This is a genomic window from Lentzea xerophila, assembly GCF_051094245.1.
Lineage (GTDB): Bacteria > Actinomycetota > Actinomycetes > Mycobacteriales > Pseudonocardiaceae > Lentzea > Lentzea xerophila.
In genome coordinates this window covers 1,904,223-1,921,222 of record NZ_CP194934.1, presented here as the reverse complement: position 1 = coordinate 1,921,222, position 17,000 = coordinate 1,904,223, and the positions used below count along the sequence as shown (strand labels likewise).

The following is a 17,000-nucleotide window of genomic DNA, read 5'->3' as shown; positions in this document are numbered from 1 at the left end:
GACTGCTAGGTGTTCTGCGGGAACCCGAGGTTCACGCCACCGTGCGACGGGTCGAGCCACCGCGAGGTGACCACCTTCGACCGGGTGAAGAAGTGCACGCCGTGCGGCCCGTACGCGTGCGCGTCGCCGAACAGCGATTCCTTCCACCCGCCGAACGAGTAGTAGGCGACCGGCACGGGGATCGGCACGTTCACGCCGACCATGCCGACCTCGATCTCGTTCTGGAACCGGCGGGCGGCGCCGCCGTCGTTGGTGAAGATCGCGGTGCCGTTGCCGTACCGGTTGGTGTTCACCATCTCGACGGCTTCTTCATAGGTGGCGCAGCGGACGACCGACAGCACCGGTCCGAAGATCTCGTCGGTGTAGATCGTCATGTCCGTGCCGACGTGGTCGAACAGCGTCGGCCCGAGCCAGAACCCACTCGCGTCACCGTCGATCGGGTGGTCGCGCCCGTCGACCGCGAGAACCGCACCGGCCTCGACCCCGGCGTCCAAATAGGACGTGACCTTGTCCCGGTGCACGCCGGTGACGAGTGGTCCCATCTCGCACGACGCGCCGGAACCGACCTTGACGTCGGCGATCCGCGACTTGATCTTCGAGACCAGCGGGTCGCCGACATCGCCCACTGCCACGACGACCGAGATCGCCATGCACCGCTCCCCCGCCGAGCCGAACCCGGCGGACACCGCGGCGTCCGCGGCCAGGTCGAGGTCGGCGTCAGGCAGCACGACCATGTGGTTCTTGGCGCCGCCCAGAGCTTGCACACGCTTGCCGTGCGCGGTGCCGGTCTCGTAGACGTACCGGGCGATCGGGGTGGAGCCGACGAACGAGATCGCCTTCACGACCGGGTGCTCCAGCAGCCGGTCGACGGCCACCTTGTCGCCGTGCACGACGTTCAGCACGCCGTCGGGCAGTCCGGCCTCGGCGAACAGCTCCGCGACGAAGTTCGACGCCGATGGGTCCTTTTCGGACGGTTTCAGCACGACCGCGTTGCCGCAAGCGATTGCGGTCGGCACGAACCACAGCGGGACCATCGCGGGGAAGTTGAACGGCGAGATCACGCCGACCACGCCCACCGGCTGCTGGATCGAGTAGACGTCCACGCGGGTCGACGCGTTCTCGCTGAACCCGCCCTTGAGCAGCTGGGGGATCCCGCAGGCGTACTCGACCGACTCCAGCGCCCGCTGGATCTCGCCGCCGGCGTCGGACACGACCTTGCCGTGCTCCGCGGAGACGATCTTCGCGAGATCACCCTTGCGGTCGTTGAGCAGCTCGCGGAACTTGAACATCACGGTCATGCGTTGCGCCAGTGACGCGTTCCGCCAGGACGCGAACGCTTCCGCGGCGGCGTCGACCGCGGCGTCCACTTCGGACACCGAAGCGAAGGCGACCTGCTGGGCCACCTTGCCGGTGGCCGGGTCGTAGACGTCACCGAGCCGTTCCGGGGTGTCGTCCCAGGGCTTGCCGTTGATCCAGTGCCTGATCATGCGCGCTCCACCGCCCGCGCCAGGATGCCCAGCGCCTCTTCCAGTTCGTCCTCGGTCAGGGTCATCGGCGGGGCAAGGCGGATCACGTTGCCGTACAGGCCTCCCTTGCCGACGAGGAGCCCGAGCGCCTTCGACTCGCCGAGCACCGTGGCCGCGGCGGCCGCGTTCGGCTCGCCCTCCGGACCGACGAACTCGACGCCGACCATCAGGCCCTTGCCGCGCACGTCACCGATGACCGGGTGCTTCTCGGCGAGCTCGCGCAGGCCCGCGAGCAGGCGCGAGCCGAGCTTGGCCGCGTTGGCCTGCAGGTCGTGCTCGAGCAGGTAGTTCACGGTGGCGAGCGCGCCGGCCGTGGAGATCGGGTTGCCGCCGAAGGTCGAGATCGAGTTGGCGTTGATCGAGTCCATCAGGTCGCCGCGCGCGACCACGCCGCCGATCGCGAGGCCGTTGCCGAGGCCCTTGGCGAACGTCATCGCGTCCGGCACCACGTCGTGCGCCTGGATGCCCCAGAAGTGCTCGCCGGTGCGGCCCCAGCCGGTCTGCACCTCGTCGGAGACGAAGAGGATCCCGTACTCGTCCAGGACGTCCTTGAACGCGCGGAACAGGCCGTCGGGCGGGGAGGTGAAGCCGCCGACGCCCTGGATCGGCTCGGCGATCATGCAGGCGACGTCGCCGGACGTGGTCGTCTCGATGATCTCGCGCAGGTCGTCGACGCAGGCCTTGATGTAGTCCTTGTCGTCCAGGTGCCGGAACGGGCTGCGGTAGCGGTAGCCGCCGTGCACCCAGCTGACCTTGATCGGCGACAGCGCGGACGCCGACCAGCCGCGGTTGCCCGTGATGGCGATCGTGGCGAACGCCCGGCCGTGGTAGCTGTTGCGCAGGGCCAGGACCTGTTCGCTGCGGCGCGCCTGGGTGGCGAGCATCAGCGCGGTCTCGTTGGCCTCGGTGCCGGAGTTGGTGAAGAACACCTTGGCGTCCGGGATGCCGCTCAGTTCCGCGATCTTCTCGGCCAGTTCGACCTGGGAGCGGATCAGGTAGAGCGTCGAGCTGTGCAGCACGCCGGTGTCGAGCTGCGCGCGGATGGCGTCGCTGATCTCCGCGACGTCGTAGCCGATGGCGTTGGTCAGGATGCCCGCGAAGAAGTCCAGGTAGGTCGTGCCCTCGCGGTCGGTCACCCGGCGCCCCTCGGCGCTCGCGATCTCGATGGGCTCGTCGTAGTAGAGGGCCAGCCACTCCGGCATCACCGCGCGGTGCCGTGCCAGCAGCTCCTTGTGGGCCATCTCTCCTCCAGGGGTTCTCACCTGACCCGAGAGTCTGCTGGGACGGCCGGTTCGCCGCCATGCACAACCTGTACCCGGATCGGCTGGTTGGCATTACGTTGTGTCCATGTACCCGACGGTCGCCGAAGTCGTCGCTCTGCCGGTGATCCGGCAGGGAAAGCCTCGTTTGGTGGCCGGGTCGGCCGGTCTGGGCCGACGGGTGCGCTGGGTGCATGTGGCGGAGATCGCAGACATCGCGCCGCTGCTGCGCGGGGGCGAGCTGGTGCTCACGACCGGCGTGATGCTGCCCGAGTCCGGCCTCGCCCGCTACGTCGAGGAACTGGCCGCCGTCGGCTGCGCCGGGCTCGTCGTCGAACTGGGCAGGCGATGGCGGGACGACGTGCCGGCCGCGCTGGTGACGGCCGCTGAGCACCACGGGCTGCCGCTGCTCACGCTCTCCGAGGAGACCAAGTACGTGGCCGTGACGGAGGCGGTGGTGGCGTTGATCGTGGACGCCCAGCTCGCCGAGCTGCGGGCCGCCGAGCAGGTGCACGAGACGTTCACGGCGCTGACGGTCGCCGGTGCCGAGCCCGCCGAGGTGCTGCGCGAGGTGGCGCGCACGTCCGGGCTGCCGGTCGTGCTGGAGACGCTGGGCCACGACGTGCTCGCCTACGACGCGGCCGGGCACGATCCCGCGGCGCTGCTGGACGACTGGGCGGCGCGCTCACGGGCCGTCACGGTGTCCGAGCGGACCGCCTACGACACCACATCCGGCTGGTTGATCACGATCGTGGGCGCGCGCGGCGCGGACTGGGGCCGCCTCGTGCTCGTGTCACCGGAGCCGCCGCCGCACCGGCACGTCGTGGTGGCCGAGCGCGCGGCGTCCGCCCTGGCCGTGCACCGGCTGGTCGCGCGTGACCGCGAGTCGCTGGAACGGCAGACGCACCGCACCCTGCTGGCACAGCTGCTCGGTCAGTCGCCGCAGTCGCCGGATCTGGGCGCGCGGGCGGCGGCGCTCGGTGTGCCGCTGGAACGGCGGCAGCTGATCGGCGTGGCGGTCCGGCCGGTGTCCGTGCTGCAGGGCCAGGCGCTTGCCACGCAGGAGGTCCTGCGCGATCTCGCCGAGGCGGCGGCGCTGGCCGGGCGGCGGGTGACGGTCGCGGCACTGGTCGGCGTCGTGGACGACACGTCGGTGCGGGCGCTGCTGTCGGTGCCGCTGACCGTGGGCGTGGAAGGGGTGCTGCGCAAGGTCGCGCGCGAGATCCACCGGACGGCGGCCTCCCCGGTGGTCATCGCCGTCGGCACGACCGTGGCGTCCACAACGGACGTTCGCCGGTCGTTGGGCGAGGCCGCGCACGTGGCCGGGGCGGCGTTGCGGGCGCCGGGATCCCAGCTCTACCACCGGCTCGACGACGTGCGGCTGCGCGGCCTGCTGCACCTGCTGCGCGAGGACGAGCGGGTGCGGGCGTTCGCGGACCGCGAGCTCGGCCCGTTGCTGGCGCGCGACACGGCACAGGGCTCGCGGCTGGTGGAGCTGCTGCGGTGCCTGTGCGAGAACGGCGGCAACAAGTCGGCGGCCGCTTCGGCGGCACACCTGTCGCGCACGGCCTACTACCAGCAGCTGGGGCGGATCGAGCAGGTCCTGGGCGTCTCGCTGGAGGACCCGGAGTCCGTGCTGTCGCTCTACGTGGCGCTGTTGGTGCACGAAATGGGCCCGTGAGCGCGCACGGGCCCATTTTCCGCGTGCAACTCAGCCGTTGATCGTCGGGAGGGTGCCCGAGAGAACGGACGGGTTCGGCACGACGTTGTTGGCCGCCAGGTTGGGCAGGCCCGGCGACGGCAGGTTGCCGATGCTCGCGGTGCCCGGCAGGTCGCGGGGGTCCGGCAGGCCCGCGATCTGGCCGACCTCGGCCGCGATCGGGGTCGGGAGGGCGCGCTCCTGCCCGACCGGGACGCCGGGAAGCGCGGGCAGCTGCAGGTCCTCGACCACAGGCGCCTGGACCTGCGACAGCTGGAGAGCGCTGGCCGCATCGAGCGGGTTCGCGAGCTTCGTGGCGTCGGTGATCAGCTTGTCCGCGCCGACATCGGGAAGGCCGCTGTTCAGCTGCGGCACCTCAGCGGCGCTGGCCGAGCCCGCGAGCAGCGGGGCGGCGCTGGCGGCGAGGAGGGCGGCGGCGCGGAACAGTCCTGAACGAGACACAGTTTTCCTCAATCTGGATTTGGGGACCGATCTTCGTATTCATCGGCGCGTTCGGTTCGCGAATTAACTCGCTCGATCGGGTGTTCAGGGCTTGAACCTCACGCGGCGGGAGGTCCTACGGTCGTGCCGTGACCCGTTGGAGCATCGGTGACCTGGCCAAAGCGAGCGGACTGACGGTCCGCACGTTGCACCACTACGACGAGGTCGGACTGGTCGCCACTTCCGAGCGAACGACCTCCGGTCACCGTCGGTACACACCGGACGACGTTCGCCGTCTCTATCAGGTGAGATCGCTGCGCCGGCTCGGTCTGTCGCTGGAGGAGGTCCGCTCGGCACTGTCCCGTTCGGACTCGTTGCGGCCGATCTTCCAGGCCCAGCTCGCCGCGCTCACCGCGCAGGCGCGGCAGGCCGAGGTGCTGCGGTCACGGCTCACGGCGCTGCTCGACGGGCACACCACCGAGTCCCTTCTGTCCACTTTGGAGCTGACGGCCGTGTACGAGAGCTACTTCACCGCCGACCAGCTCGGCGATCTGCGGTCCCGCGCCGCGGCGATGGGCACGGAGGCCGTGGAGGCGGTGAAGGCGTCCTGGCTCGAGCTGGTGCGGGAACCGCGTCAGTGGCCCGCCGGCGACGGCCTGGTCGGTTACGTAAATCGGGCGCGCGCCGCCAGATGAGTTGACAAGGTGTCGTCATGTCCGCTGATGACGACGCACGCCGCCTGCAAACCGCCAACCCGACCGGCTGGTTCGAAGATCTTTACGTGGAGGCCGACGCCGGCCGGGCCTCCGTTCCGTGGGACGTTCCCCATCCGCAGCCGCACCTCGTCGAGTGGGCGGCCGGCGTCGACGGCGCTGGCCGGCGCGCGCTGGTCGTGGGCTGTGGTCTCGGCCGCGACTCGGAGTTCCTGGCCTCGCTGGGGTTCGACGTGGTCGCGTTCGACATCTCCCCCACCGCCATCGCCGCCGTCAAGGCGCGCTACCCGCGGTCCCCCGTCTCGTACGTCGTCGCCGACCTGCTGAACCCGCCCGCCGAGTGGCACCGGGCGTTCGACCTGGTGGTGGAGAACATGACCGTCCAGGCGTTGCCGATCGACCTGCACGCCGCGGCCATCGAACGCGTGGCATGGCTGACCGGGGCGCGGCTGCTGGTGCTGGCCGTGGCCCGCGACGAGGGCACGGTCGCGGACGGTCCGCCGTGGCCGCTGATGCCGTCCGAGATCAACGCGTTCCAGACGGACGGCCTGTCCACTCGCAAGGTCCAGCGCGACGGGGGCCGCTGGATCGCGGAATTCGAACGTGAACTGACTATGAACTGACCACTTATGGCGGACTCCCGCCGAATAGCGTGAATCATGCTCGTTCGTCGGCTGATCGCCCGTCTGCTCGACTGGCTCCTGGTGCTGGTCGTGGCGTGGCCGCTGGTCCACGAGCCCGTGCTGGTGGTGCTCTGCGCGGCGGTGTACGACGCCCTGCTGCTCCGGCTCAACAGCCTCGGCAAAGTCCTGACGGGGCTGCGTGTGGTGGGCCCCGCGGCCGGCCTGAGCCTCAGACGCGTGCTGGCCCGCACGCTCGTCACGACCGCGCTGCCGGGCGCGGGCATGGTGCTCGTGCTGACCGGTCTGGGCTGGCGGGAGCCGGCGTTGATGGCGGGCCTCGGCTGGCAACAGCCGTGGGTCGTCGTCGGCGAGCACCTGGCGGTGGCGTCGTCGGGATGGCTCGCGCCGCTGCTGCTGGTGGGCGGTCTGGTGATGCTCGTGCTGTCCGCGGTGGAGTCGCTGGACCTGCGCGGGACGCGCACCTGGCACGACCGCAAGGCGGGCACGGCCGTGGTGCGCCTCAAAGCCGGCGCGCGGTGAACCGCAATGCGTCCAGCAGCACGCGGCCCCGATCACCGCATTCGTGCTGAACGCCCCGGTGTGCCACTCGTCCACGACATGGGCTGAGCGCGCCGCCAGCACGCCCCCGCCCCGCCGAGCTCGTGTCCGGCGACAGCCTCGTCGAGGTCCGAACGACGGCTGTTGATTTACCAAAGGTACACACTTCCTGGGGCGCTGCCCAGGCAACTGCCCACCATAACCGTACTAAAGGGCAAAGCCGTCACAACCCCGTGTGGTTGATTTTCGAGACTTACGATGCCAGTGGCGCCGAACACAACTCGCGCGCCGCTCCTCCTCCTCCTCCAGTCTCCAAGAGGCAAAAATGCATCGTAGACATCACAGGCTTCTGGTCGCCTCAGCAGCATTCACACTAATCTCAACCACCCTCACCTCTCCGGCGAACGCGTACACGAACGAGGAATTTCTGCACGCGTACAACGCGACCACCAACTACGTCCAAGCTCTCGAGATGGGCATGGTCGAAGCAGACGACAAACGCCCTGTGGCAGCGAACGCCGTCGCGGCGATCAACTGCGGCTCGGACCTCGGCTGCAACGACGCCAAAACGACAGCATCGGACGAGCTCTCCTACCCGGTCAGCGATTTTTCTCTGGCGATGGAGCGTGCACGGAAAGCACTCTATGCCTTGCAGCCCGTGCTCTACCGAGCACAGGCTGTCACGACCACCACCAGTACTGAATATTGCCCCTGGTACATCTGCCGCGAACTTCTGCGAGATACAATTGCTCACTCTCCCAACCAGAGCCGAGGATGGCTCAGCGGCTATTACAAGACACCGACCGCGACGGAGACCGTCACCGTGACTCCGTCCAACATGCAACTAGGGAACGGCACTAGCCACATCGAAATCTACCCCCGGACGGACATGCCAACAGACAACCTGCCGGGGACAGCGACGGTGAAAGTCCATAAGAACGGCATGACCCACGTACTGGGACAGACGTCCTTGCCTGAATCCATCTCGGAGAAGAGCTGGACTTTCACACTCAGCTGCCCAATTCCCTACGCCACATGGTTCTCCATTGATTTCACAAACCTGCGTTCGACCAACTCGATGGATTACTTCGTGAGCCTCGCGGAAGTGACAGCCAGCTACCAGCCTCCGGCGAGAGACCAGGGAGGGCATACCGCTATCCCGCGCCCGTACGTCCCGAAGTGGTCCTATTCTCACAGTTTCCTGCAAGTCCCCAGCGCGCTCTGCTGACCGTCTCATGGCGGGCGCTTGGTCCCGCTTCCCTGAGGAGCGGGACCAAGCGCCTGTGCCGCGTGAAGACACCACTCCCAGGCGCAATGGACACAACGTGCGCCGATCATGCCAAGCGTGGACACTCTGACACTGCCACACCCGCGACAGCGGACCCAGGATTCCGGGATGGAATCTGACCGCGTTCGCCGTGTTTCAGCAGCGTAACAGGGGGTTGAACGATGGCAGTCGAGTCCTCTCCGCCCCAGGTCACACCGGACGGCCGCGTCGAACTGAGCGACGTGCGTCCCATCCAGGACAGCAGGTTCTTCAACCCCGAGCTCGCGCCCGTGCCCGTCGAGCAGCGGACATGGACGACGTACAACTTCTTCGCGCTGTGGATGGGCATGGCGCACAACATCCCCAGTTACACGCTCGCGGCGTCGTTGATCGCGATCGGCATGGACTGGGTGCAGGCCTTCGTCACGATCACCCTCGGCAACCTGATCGTGCTGGTCCCCATGCTGCTCAACAGCCACGCGGGCACGAAGTACGGCATCCCGTTCCCCGTGTTCGCCCGCGCCTTCTACGGCATCCGCGGCGCGAACCTGGTGGCGTTGCTGCGCGCTTTCATCGCCTGTGCCTGGTTCGGCATCCAGACGTGGGTGGGCGGCAAGGCGCTGCACGTGATCATCGGCCGGCTGACCGGCGACGGCTGGACGAAGGCGTCGCAGATCGGCGGGCAGCCGTGGACGTTGTGGTTGTGCTTCTTCGGTTTCTGGGTCGTGCAGATGCTCGTGATCTGGCGCGGCATGGAGGCGATCCGGCGGTTCGAGAACTGGACGGCGCCGCTGGTCAGCGTCGGGTTCCTGATCCTGCTGGGCTACGTGCTGGTGAAGGCGGGCGGCTTCGGGCCGATCCTCGAGACGCCCAGCAAGCTCGGCTGGGGAGCGGACTTCTGGAAGGTCTTCTTCCCCGCGCTGATGGGCATGATCGCGTTCTGGTCGACGCTGTCGCTGAACATGCCGGACTTCACGCGGTTCGGCGGCAGTCAGCGCAAGCAGGCGATCGGGCAGATCCTCGGTCTGCCGACCACGATGTCGTTCATCGCGATCGTCGCGATCCTGACCACGTCCGGCGCGCAGGCGTTGTACGGCGAGGCGATCTGGGACCCGGCCGACCTCGCGTCTCGCTTCGACAACACGCTGCTGGTGATCGTCGCGCTGATCTCGCTGGTGCTGGCCACGATCTCGGCGAACCTCGCGGCGAACGTCGTCAGCCCGTCGTACGACTTCTCGAACGCCTTCCCCAAGCGCATCACGTTCGCGATCGGCGGGCTGATCACCGGTGTCATCGGCATCGTGATCCAGCCGTGGCGGCTGATCTCCGACCCGAGCATCTACATCTTCGCGTGGCTCGGGTTCTACGGCGGGCTCCTCGCGAGCGTCGCCGGCGTGTTCGTCGCCGGGTACTGGGTGATCAAGAAGACCGAGCTGCAGCTGCAGGACCTCTACCTGGACGGGCGGGGCGCGTACTGGTTCAACGGCGGCTGGAACTGGCGTGCCGTCGTGGCGACGCTCGTGGGCTCCGTGCTCGCGGTCGGTGGCGCCTACGGCGGACCGTTCCCGGCGGACGGGCTGATCCCGTTCCTCAAGCCGCTCTACGACTACAACTGGGTGGTCGGCTTCGTCGCCGGCTTCCTGGTCTTCCTCGCTCTCAAGGACAACACCGCAAAGGAGACGACCAGGTGAGCAACATCATCCGGGCGGCGCTCGTCCAACAGAAGTGGACGGGCGACAAGGAGTCGATGATCGCGAACGCGGTCGAGCACATCCGCGCCGCCGCATCGCAGGGCGCGCAGGTGCTGTGCCTCCAGGAGCTCTTCTACGGCCCGTACTTCTGCCAGGTGCAGGACGCGGACTTCTACTCCTACACCGAGTCGATCCCGGACGGCCCCACGACGGCGTTGATGCAGGAAGTGGCCGCGCAGAACAACATCGTGCTGATCGTGCCGATGTACGAGGTGGAACAGCCGGGCGTCTACTACAACACCGCGGCCGTGATCGACGCGGACGGCACGTACCTCGGCAAGTACCGCAAGAACCACATCCCGCAGGTGAAGGGCTTCTGGGAGAAGTTCTACTTCAAGCCCGGCAATCTCGGCTATCCCGTGTTCGACACGGCGGTCGGCCGGATCGGCGTCTACATCTGCTACGAACGCCACTTCCCCGAGGGCTGGCGTGCTCTCGGCCTCGCGGGTGCGAAGATCGTGTTCAACCCGTCGGCGACGTCCCGGTCGCTGAGCGAGTACCTGTGGAAGCTGGAGCAGCCCGCCGCGGCCGTGGCGAACGAGTACTTCGTCGGCGCGATCAACCGCGTGGGCGTGGAACCGTTGGGTGACAACGAGTTCTACGGCCAGACCTACTTCGTGTCGCCGCGCGGCCAGCTCGTCGGCGACGCGGCGTCCGACACCGAGGAAGAGCTCGTCGTGCGCGACCTCGACCTGGACCTGCTGACCGAGGTCCGCGACACGTGGGCGTTCTACCGCGACCGCCGCCCCGACACCTACGAGGGTCTGGTGACGCCGTGAGTGTTCTGATCCGCAACGGCCTGGTCATCAACGCGACCGGCTCGCACGCCGCCGACGTGCTGATCGACGGCGAGCACATCGCCGCGCTCGTCACGCCCGGATTCGAGGTGCAGGCCGACGAAGTCATCGACGCGGCGGGGAAGTACGTCATCCCCGGCGGCATCGACGCGCACACGCACATGGAGATGCCGTTCGGCGGCACCCAGTCCGCGGACACCTTCGAGACCGGCACGACCGCGGCGGCGTGGGGCGGCACCACCACGATCGTCGACTTCGCCGTGCAGCCCAAGGGAAGCAGCCTGCTGTCCACTCTGGACAAGTGGCACAGCAAGGCGGACGGCAACTGCGCGGTCGACTACGGCTTCCACATGATCATCTCCGACGTGACGGACGAGTCGCTCAAGGAGATGGAGTCGTGCATCGCGGCCGGGGTGAACAGCTTCAAGATGTTCATGGCCTACCCCGGCGTCTTCTACGCGACGGACGGCGAGATCCTGCGCGCCATGCAGAAGGCGCGCGAGACCGGCGCCACGATCATGATGCACGCCGAGAACGGCATCGCGATCGACCAGCTCGTCGCGCAGGCGCTGGCGTCCGGCCTGGGGGACCCGGTGCAGCACGGCCTGACCCGGCCGCCGGAACTGGAGGGCGAGGCCACCTCGCGCGCGATCCAGCTCGCGAAGGTGACCGGTTCACCGCTCTACATCGTGCACCTGTCGGCCGCGCAAGCGCTGGACGCCGTGACGGCCGCGCGGGACACGGGCCAGAACGTGTTCGCCGAGACGTGCCCGCAGTACCTGTACCTGTCGCTGGAGGACCTGGCCAGGCCGGGCTTCGAAGGCGCGAAGTACGTGGCGTCGCCTCCGTTGCGCCCCAAGGAACACCAGTCGTCGCTGTGGCGCGGGCTGCGGACCAACGACCTCTCGGTGGTGAGCACCGACCACTGCCCGTTCTGCTTCAAGGACCAGAAGCAGCTGGGGCTCGGCGACTTCTCCAAGATCCCCAACGGCATGCCTGGCGTCGAACACCGCGTCGACCTGCTGCACCAGGGCGTCGTGAAGGGCGAGATCACCCGCGAACGCTGGGTCGAGATCGTCTCCACGACTCCCGCGCGCATGTTCGGCATGTACCCGCGCAAGGGCGTGATCGCACCGGGAGCCGACGCGGACGTCGTGATCTACGACCCCACGGCGTCGCAGACGATCTCCGCCGAGACCCACCACATGGCCGTGGACTACTCGGCCTACGAGGGCTTCGAAGTCACCGGCAAGGTCGACACCGTGTTCTCCCGCGGCCGCAAGGTGATCGCGGACGGCGCGTACCACGGTTCGACGGGCCACGGCCGGTTCGTGTCCCGCGACCTCAACCAGTACCTCGTCTGAGAAAGGCGGTCACCCGTGGACTTCGGTGTAGTGCTGCAGACCGACCCGCCGGCGCGGGACGTGGTGGAAGGCCTCCGCGCGGCCGAGGACTGCGGCTTCCGCTACGGCTGGACGTTCGACTCCTGCGTGCTGTGGCAGGAACCGTTCGTCATCTACTCGCAGGTCCTGTCGGCCACCCGCGACCTGGTCGTCGGCCCGATGGTCACCAACCCGTCCACACGCGACTGGTCGGTGACGGCATCGCTGTTCGCGACGCTGAACGACATGTTCGGCAACCGCACGGTCTGCGGCATCGGCCGGGGCGACTCGGCCCGCCGTGTGATCGGCCAGAAACCCGCGTCGCTCGCGACCCTGGGTTCCGCGATGCACGTGATCAAGGAGCTGGCCGAGGGTCGTGAGGTCGAGCACCACGGCACGGCCGTGCGGATCCCGTGGGTGCGCAACGGAAAGCTCGAGATGTGGATGGCCGCGTACGGTCCCAAGGCGCTGAAGATGGTCGGCGAGCAGGCCGACGGCTTCATCCTGCAGACCGCCGACCCGGACATCGCCCGCTGGACGATCGGCTCGGTCCGCGAGGCCGCGGTGGCCGCCGGACGCGACCCGTCGGCCATCACGATGTGCGTGGCGGCACCGGCCTACGTCGGAACCGATCTTCCGCACCAGCGGGACCAGCTGCGGTGGTTCGGCGGCATGGTCGGCAACCACGTCGCGGACCTCGTGGCGCGCTACGGCGACTCGGGCGCCGTGCCCAAGGCCCTGACCGACTACATCAAGGACCGCGAGGGCTACGACTACTCCCACCACGGCAGGGCGGGCAACCGGTCGACCGACTTCGTGCCGGACGCGATCGTGGACCGCTTCTGCCTGGTCGGGCCGGAGTCGGCGCACGTCGAGCGGTTGCAGGAGCTGAAGGAGATCGGCGTCGACAACTTCGCGCTCTACCTGATGCACGACGAGAAGGACAAGACGCGCGACGCCTACGGGTCGGCGATCATCTCCGCCGTCTGAACGCGAGGCGACGTTGATGAGGGGAGCATTCATCACCTGAGGTCGGGGAAGCTCTCCTCATCAACCTCACTGCCGGCCGAGGCTCAGCGGACGGTGCGGATCTCGCCGTCCCACTCCGAGGCGAGCGTGGGCAGGAGTTCGGCCAGCTGCACCGGATAGACGGTGTCCTCGGTGGCTTCCAGCTCCTCCGCGCTCCACCACCGGTGCCCGGAGATGGTGGTCTCCTCGACGTCGTTGAACCCCGAGGTGTCGATGGACAGGTCGCTGTCGACGGAGGCGTGGAAGAACCACTCCTCCGCGTCGAACGTCACCCCGTCGAAGCTGAACACCGCGCGCCGCCGCCACACCGGGCCGACCAGCGACTCGGGTGCCAGCTTCACGCCGGTCTCCTCGAAGGCCTCGCGCACGGCCGCGTCGCGCAGCTCCTCGCCGTCCTCGACGCCGCCGCCGACGGTGAACCAGAAGAGTTCCTGCGGGCGCGCGGGGTCGAAGCCCTGGAACAGCAGCACGCGGCCCTCACGATCCGTCAGCACCACGCGGGCGGACGGGCGGGGCTTGAGCATCACCGCGTCGGACGGGGACGAGGGTTCGGCGATCTCGAAGTACGACGGCTGCGGTGCGGTGCCGGCGAGGCGCAGCCAGCGGACCACGCGGCGGCGGCGTTGCTGCAGCGTGTCGCGGACGGCGTCGTTGTGGACGCGGCGGGCGAGCACGACTCGTTCTTCGGCGTCGGCGAGCTCGAAAGCCAGTGCTGGGGCCAGAGACGAGCGGTCCAGGGCGCCCAGCAGGCCGGAGAGCTCGTTCTCGGCGAGCTCGCGTTCGGAGCGTGCGGCGGATTCGGCGCGGGAAGCGGCTGCCGAGAGCGCGGGATCCAGCAGCGCCCGCACCACGACGGCGCGACGGGCCAGGGCTGCGTCCAGCGCGGCCCAGGCGGCGTCCGTGCGGACGTGCAGACGGTCGAGGCGGTTCGCCATCGCCAGGATCCAGGCGGCCAGCAGCAGCGCTACCAGCACGACGACCAGGAACGCCGTCATGCCTCGCTCACCCGGCGCGGGTCGGCGGCGATGGCCGTCTCGTAGACGCGCAGCACCTGGCTCGCGACCACGGACCAGTCGAAGGCCTGCACGCGGGCCGAGGCCAGGTCGACGTACTCGGCGCGCAGGGCCGAGTCCCGCAACACCGAGCGCAACGCGTCGGCAAGGCCGGAGGCGTCGCCGACCGGGAACAGCACGCCCGCCTTGCCGTCGTCCAGGACGCGGCGGAAGGCGTCGAGGTCCGACGCGACCACGGCGGTGCCGGCGGACATCGCCTCGGTCAGGATGATGCCGAACGACTCGCCGCCCGTGTTCGGGGCGACGTAGACGTCGAGCGAGCGCAGCATCCTCGCCTTGTCCTCGTCGCCGACCTGGCCGAGCAGGTCCACGCGATCGGCGTACGGTCCGTCGAACGGGCTGTCGCCGCGGCCCACGACGAGCAGCCGCAGGTCGGGGAACTCGTCGGCGATCAGGCCGAACGCCTCCCACAGGATCGGCATGCCCTTGCGCGGCTCGTCGTAGCGGCCGACGAAGCCGATCGTGCCGCCCGCGCGGGGGTAGCCGTCCAAAGTGGACGCCGAGGCGAAGAAGTCGACGTCGACGCCGTTCGGGATCTCCACGGCGTCGCCACCGAGGTGCTCGACCTGGACGCGCCGGGCCAGCGCCGAGACGGCGATGCGGGCGGTGACCTTCTCCAGGAACGGCTGCAGCACGCCCTGGAGCGCCGAGAGCATCTTGGAGCGCGGCGTCGAGGTGTGGAACGTGGCGACGATCGGGCCGTCGGCGACCACCAATGCGAGGAACGACAGCGACGGCGCCGTGGGCTCGTGCAGGTGCAACACGTCGAACTCGTGCTCTTCGATCCAGCGGCGGACCCGCGTGTAGGAGACGGGGCCGAAGCTCAGCCGCGCCACGGAACCGTTGTAGGGGATGCCGACCGCCCGGCCCGCGGAGGTGACGAACGGCGGCAGCGCCTGCTCGTCGTCGGCGGGCGCGAGGACGTTCACCTCGTGCCCGAGGCCGATCAGGGCGCGCGCGAGGTCGACCACGTGGGCCTGCACTCCCCCTGGTACGTCCAAGGAGTACGGGCAGACGATGCCTACCTTCACCGCGCGAGCCTCCTGGCCAGTGCGGTGCGGCGGCTCTCCGGCAGGTCGGCGAGCCAGAGCTTCTGCAGCATGTGCCAGTCGGCCGGGTGGGCGGCGATGTCGGCGGCGAACACGTCCGCGACGGCCTGGGTGGCGGCCTGGACGGTGCTGACCTTGATCGGCGGGTGGATGCGGAAGTGCCAGCCGTCCTCGGTGAACCAGCAGCCGACCGGCAGCAGCGCGGCGCCCGTCGTGGCGGCCAGGTGCGCCGGGCCCGCGGGCATCAGGGTCTGCTCGCCGAAGAACGTCACCGGCACGCCGGACGACGTCAGGTCGCGGTCGCTGAGCAGGCACACGACCTTGTTGTCCCGCAGGCGCTCGGCCAGCACCGTCGCAGGTGGACGGTCGCCGCCGTGCAGGGGCACCACCTCGAAGCCGAGGGTCTCGCGGAACTCCACGAACTTGCGGTACAGCGACTCGGGCTTCAGCCGCTCGGCCACCGTCGTGAACGTGCCGGAGTGGCCGACCAGCCAGACGCCCGCCATGTCCCAGTTGCCGCTGTGCGGCAGGGCGGCGATCGCGCCGGTGCCGTTCTCCAGCGCCGCGTCGAGGTTCTCCTGGCCGGACACCTGGAACCTGCGCTGCTCGTGGAGGGCGCGCAGATCCATCGACGGCAGCCGGAACGCTTCGCGCCAGTAGCGCGCGTACGACCGCAACGAGTCGCGCACCAGGTCGTCGAGCTCCTCCTCGCCCGCCTGCGGCACGACCCGCCGCAGGTTCGTGCGCAGCTGCTCGACGCTCGGGCCTTTGCGCTTCGCCGCGTAGTCCGCGCCCGCGCGGAACAACCCGCGCGCCCACGACTCCGGCAGCAGGCGGATCAGCCGCCACCCGGCGCTGTACCCGAGGGTCACGAGGTTCACGCGGCCTCCCGCGCCGACTTCGCCACGGCGAAGATCCGCTGCAGCACCGTCGCGACCGTCATGACCGCGAGCAGCCACAGCGAGATGCCCATCAGGTACGGCACGCCCAGACCCTGCACGCCGGCACCGATCAGCGCCACGATGAAGCGCTCGGCCCGCTCGGCCAGCCCGCCGTCGGCCGACAGCCCGGTCGCGTCGGCGCGTGCCTTCACGTACGAGATGACCTGCGAGGCGACCAGGCAGATGAACCCGGCCGCGGCCGTCCACCGGTCGCCGGTGTCGAACGCGTACCAGGTGAGCGCCGCGAACAGCGCCCCGTCCGCGATGCGGTCACAGGTGGCGTCGAGGACGGCGCCGAACTTGGTGGGCCCCTGGGCACGGGCCATGGCGCCGTCGAGCAGGTCGAGCAGCACGAAGAACGCCACCAGCGCGCACCCGAGGAACAGCTGACCGCGGGGGATGAACCACAGCGCGCTCGCCACGGCACCGATCGTGCCGACCACGGTGACGGCGTTGGGCGTGAGGCCACGCGCCAGCAGCCACGCCCCGACCGGATCGGTGACGCGCGAGACGGACGCGCGAGCGAAGATGTTCAGCATGGCAGGTCGCAGCCTAGCTGGACTGCTGAAACGCACCGCTCGCGGGTGAGGCGGCGGGCGGGCGCGAGTGAGGGGACGCGGCTCGCGCTCGGGGTGAAGGTCGCCGGCTCGCAGGACAAGGTGGTGGTGCGGTCCACGAGCGGGCGGGACGTCCGGGGATCGCGCGTGCCCCCGCCCGAGGCGGAGCCACGACCCGCGTCCCCCGTGCGAGGCGGTCACCACGTCCCGCGTGCCCCCGACCGAGACGGCAGCCACTTCTCGTGTGGCCCACAAGCCGGGAGGCGGGCCAGAGCGAGCGCCGTCCACCTCAAGTGACAGCACCCGCGAACAGCCCGCCCAACCCCTCGCTCAAC

General features: G+C 69.2%; 16 protein-coding genes. 9 read left to right on the top strand and 7 right to left on the bottom strand.

Annotated elements, in window-relative coordinates:
* Window positions 1-5: 5 nt before the first annotated feature.
* On the bottom strand, window positions 6-1,487 hold the full coding sequence (locus ACRSBM_RS09485; protein ID WP_434441981.1) for a CoA-acylating methylmalonate-semialdehyde dehydrogenase: 1,482 nt from the start codon (window positions 1,485-1,487) through the stop codon (window positions 6-8).
* A complete protein-coding gene (locus ACRSBM_RS09480; protein WP_434441978.1) occupies window positions 1,484-2,767 on the bottom strand; it encodes an aspartate aminotransferase family protein in 1,284 nt (427 codons plus the stop codon). Before ACRSBM_RS09480 ends, ACRSBM_RS09485 begins: the two co-directional genes overlap by 4 nt.
* A gap of 106 nt (window positions 2,768-2,873) precedes the next feature.
* Between ACRSBM_RS09480 and ACRSBM_RS09475 the strand changes: the two genes are divergently transcribed.
* Window positions 2,874-4,466, top strand: coding sequence for a PucR family transcriptional regulator (locus ACRSBM_RS09475; RefSeq protein ID WP_434441975.1), 1,593 nt, complete (start codon window positions 2,874-2,876; stop codon window positions 4,464-4,466).
* A 30-nt stretch (window positions 4,467-4,496) separates the two neighbouring features.
* On the opposite strand, the gene ACRSBM_RS09470 is transcribed toward ACRSBM_RS09475, so the two are convergent.
* The gene (locus ACRSBM_RS09470; protein ID WP_434441973.1) at window positions 4,497-4,946 is read right to left on the bottom strand and encodes a hypothetical protein; all 450 of its coding nucleotides are present in this window, start codon (window positions 4,944-4,946) and stop codon (window positions 4,497-4,499) included.
* A gap of 128 nt (window positions 4,947-5,074) precedes the next feature.
* On the opposite strand from ACRSBM_RS09470, the gene ACRSBM_RS09465 reads away from it, so the two are divergent.
* From ACRSBM_RS09465 to ACRSBM_RS09430, 8 genes are all read left to right on the top strand, one after another.
* The gene (locus tag ACRSBM_RS09465; RefSeq protein ID WP_434441971.1) at window positions 5,075-5,620 is read left to right on the top strand and encodes a MerR family transcriptional regulator; all 546 of its coding nucleotides are present in this window, start codon (window positions 5,075-5,077) and stop codon (window positions 5,618-5,620) included.
* Window positions 5,621-5,637: 17 nt separating this feature from the next.
* Entirely contained in the window at window positions 5,638-6,261 is a 624-nt protein-coding gene (locus ACRSBM_RS09460) for a class I SAM-dependent methyltransferase (RefSeq protein ID WP_434441968.1), read from the top strand.
* A 36-nt stretch (window positions 6,262-6,297) separates the two neighbouring features.
* Window positions 6,298-6,801, top strand: a complete 504-nt coding sequence (locus ACRSBM_RS09455; protein ID WP_434441966.1) for a hypothetical protein — start codon at window positions 6,298-6,300, stop codon at window positions 6,799-6,801.
* A gap of 490 nt (window positions 6,802-7,291) precedes the next feature.
* Window positions 7,292-8,047 carry a hypothetical protein gene (locus ACRSBM_RS09450; protein WP_434441963.1) on the top strand — a complete coding sequence of 252 codons (756 nt, stop codon included), beginning with the start codon at window positions 7,292-7,294 and terminating at the stop codon, window positions 8,045-8,047.
* Window positions 8,048-8,268: 221 nt separating this feature from the next.
* Window positions 8,269-9,777 (top strand): NCS1 family nucleobase:cation symporter-1, encoded by a 1,509-nt coding sequence (locus tag ACRSBM_RS09445; RefSeq protein ID WP_434441960.1) that lies wholly within the window; start codon window positions 8,269-8,271, stop codon window positions 9,775-9,777.
* Window positions 9,774-10,616 carry a nitrilase-related carbon-nitrogen hydrolase gene (locus ACRSBM_RS09440; protein WP_090012906.1) on the top strand — a complete coding sequence of 281 codons (843 nt, stop codon included), beginning with the start codon at window positions 9,774-9,776 and terminating at the stop codon, window positions 10,614-10,616. Before ACRSBM_RS09445 ends, ACRSBM_RS09440 begins: the two co-directional genes overlap by 4 nt.
* Window positions 10,613-11,998 (top strand): dihydropyrimidinase, encoded by a 1,386-nt coding sequence (hydA, locus tag ACRSBM_RS09435; protein WP_434441957.1) that lies wholly within the window; start codon window positions 10,613-10,615, stop codon window positions 11,996-11,998. Before ACRSBM_RS09440 ends, hydA begins: the two co-directional genes overlap by 4 nt.
* A gap of 15 nt (window positions 11,999-12,013) precedes the next feature.
* Window positions 12,014-13,006 (top strand): TIGR03842 family LLM class F420-dependent oxidoreductase, encoded by a 993-nt coding sequence (locus ACRSBM_RS09430; protein ID WP_434441955.1) that lies wholly within the window; start codon window positions 12,014-12,016, stop codon window positions 13,004-13,006.
* Between the two features lie 83 nt (window positions 13,007-13,089).
* Here the strand turns inward: ACRSBM_RS09430 and ACRSBM_RS09425 are convergent, their stop codons facing one another.
* Genes ACRSBM_RS09425 through pgsA form a run of 4 tightly spaced genes read right to left on the bottom strand, consistent with a single transcriptional unit; the run spans window position 13,090 to window position 16,647 of the window.
* Window positions 13,090-14,040 carry an NUDIX hydrolase gene (locus ACRSBM_RS09425; RefSeq protein WP_434441953.1) on the bottom strand — a complete coding sequence of 317 codons (951 nt, stop codon included), beginning with the start codon at window positions 14,038-14,040 and terminating at the stop codon, window positions 13,090-13,092.
* Window positions 14,037-15,149 carry a glycosyltransferase family 4 protein gene (locus tag ACRSBM_RS09420; protein ID WP_434441950.1) on the bottom strand — a complete coding sequence of 371 codons (1,113 nt, stop codon included), beginning with the start codon at window positions 15,147-15,149 and terminating at the stop codon, window positions 14,037-14,039. The genes ACRSBM_RS09425 and ACRSBM_RS09420 overlap by 4 nt, the downstream gene beginning before the upstream one ends.
* Complete coding sequence (locus tag ACRSBM_RS09415; protein WP_434441947.1) at window positions 15,146-16,048, bottom strand: phosphatidylinositol mannoside acyltransferase; 903 nt, start codon at window positions 16,046-16,048, stop codon at window positions 15,146-15,148. Before ACRSBM_RS09415 ends, ACRSBM_RS09420 begins: the two co-directional genes overlap by 4 nt.
* Entirely contained in the window at window positions 16,045-16,647 is a 603-nt protein-coding gene (gene pgsA / locus ACRSBM_RS09410) for a phosphatidylinositol phosphate synthase (RefSeq protein ID WP_434441944.1), read from the bottom strand. Before pgsA ends, ACRSBM_RS09415 begins: the two co-directional genes overlap by 4 nt.
* Window positions 16,648-17,000: the final 353 nt, after the last annotated feature.

What these genes read in the sequence shown, in the direction of transcription:
- ACRSBM_RS09485 (WP_434441981.1), bottom strand. Translation starts at nt 1,487, where the DNA reads ATGATCAGGCACTGGATCAACGGCAAGCCCTGGGACGACACCCCGGAA.
- ACRSBM_RS09480 (WP_434441978.1), bottom strand. Translation starts at nt 2,767, where the DNA reads ATGGCCCACAAGGAGCTGCTGGCACGGCACCGCGCGGTGATGCCGGAG.
- ACRSBM_RS09475 (WP_434441975.1), top strand. Translation starts at nt 2,874, where the DNA reads ATGTACCCGACGGTCGCCGAAGTCGTCGCTCTGCCGGTGATCCGGCAG.
- ACRSBM_RS09460 (WP_434441968.1), top strand. Translation starts at nt 5,638, where the DNA reads ATGTCCGCTGATGACGACGCACGCCGCCTGCAAACCGCCAACCCGACC.
- ACRSBM_RS09455 (WP_434441966.1), top strand. Translation starts at nt 6,298, where the DNA reads ATGCTCGTTCGTCGGCTGATCGCCCGTCTGCTCGACTGGCTCCTGGTG.
- ACRSBM_RS09450 (WP_434441963.1), top strand. Translation starts at nt 7,292, where the DNA reads ATGGGCATGGTCGAAGCAGACGACAAACGCCCTGTGGCAGCGAACGCC.
- ACRSBM_RS09445 (WP_434441960.1), top strand. Translation starts at nt 8,269, where the DNA reads ATGGCAGTCGAGTCCTCTCCGCCCCAGGTCACACCGGACGGCCGCGTC.
- ACRSBM_RS09425 (WP_434441953.1), bottom strand. Translation starts at nt 14,040, where the DNA reads ATGACGGCGTTCCTGGTCGTCGTGCTGGTAGCGCTGCTGCTGGCCGCC.
- pgsA (WP_434441944.1), bottom strand. Translation starts at nt 16,647, where the DNA reads ATGCTGAACATCTTCGCTCGCGCGTCCGTCTCGCGCGTCACCGATCCG.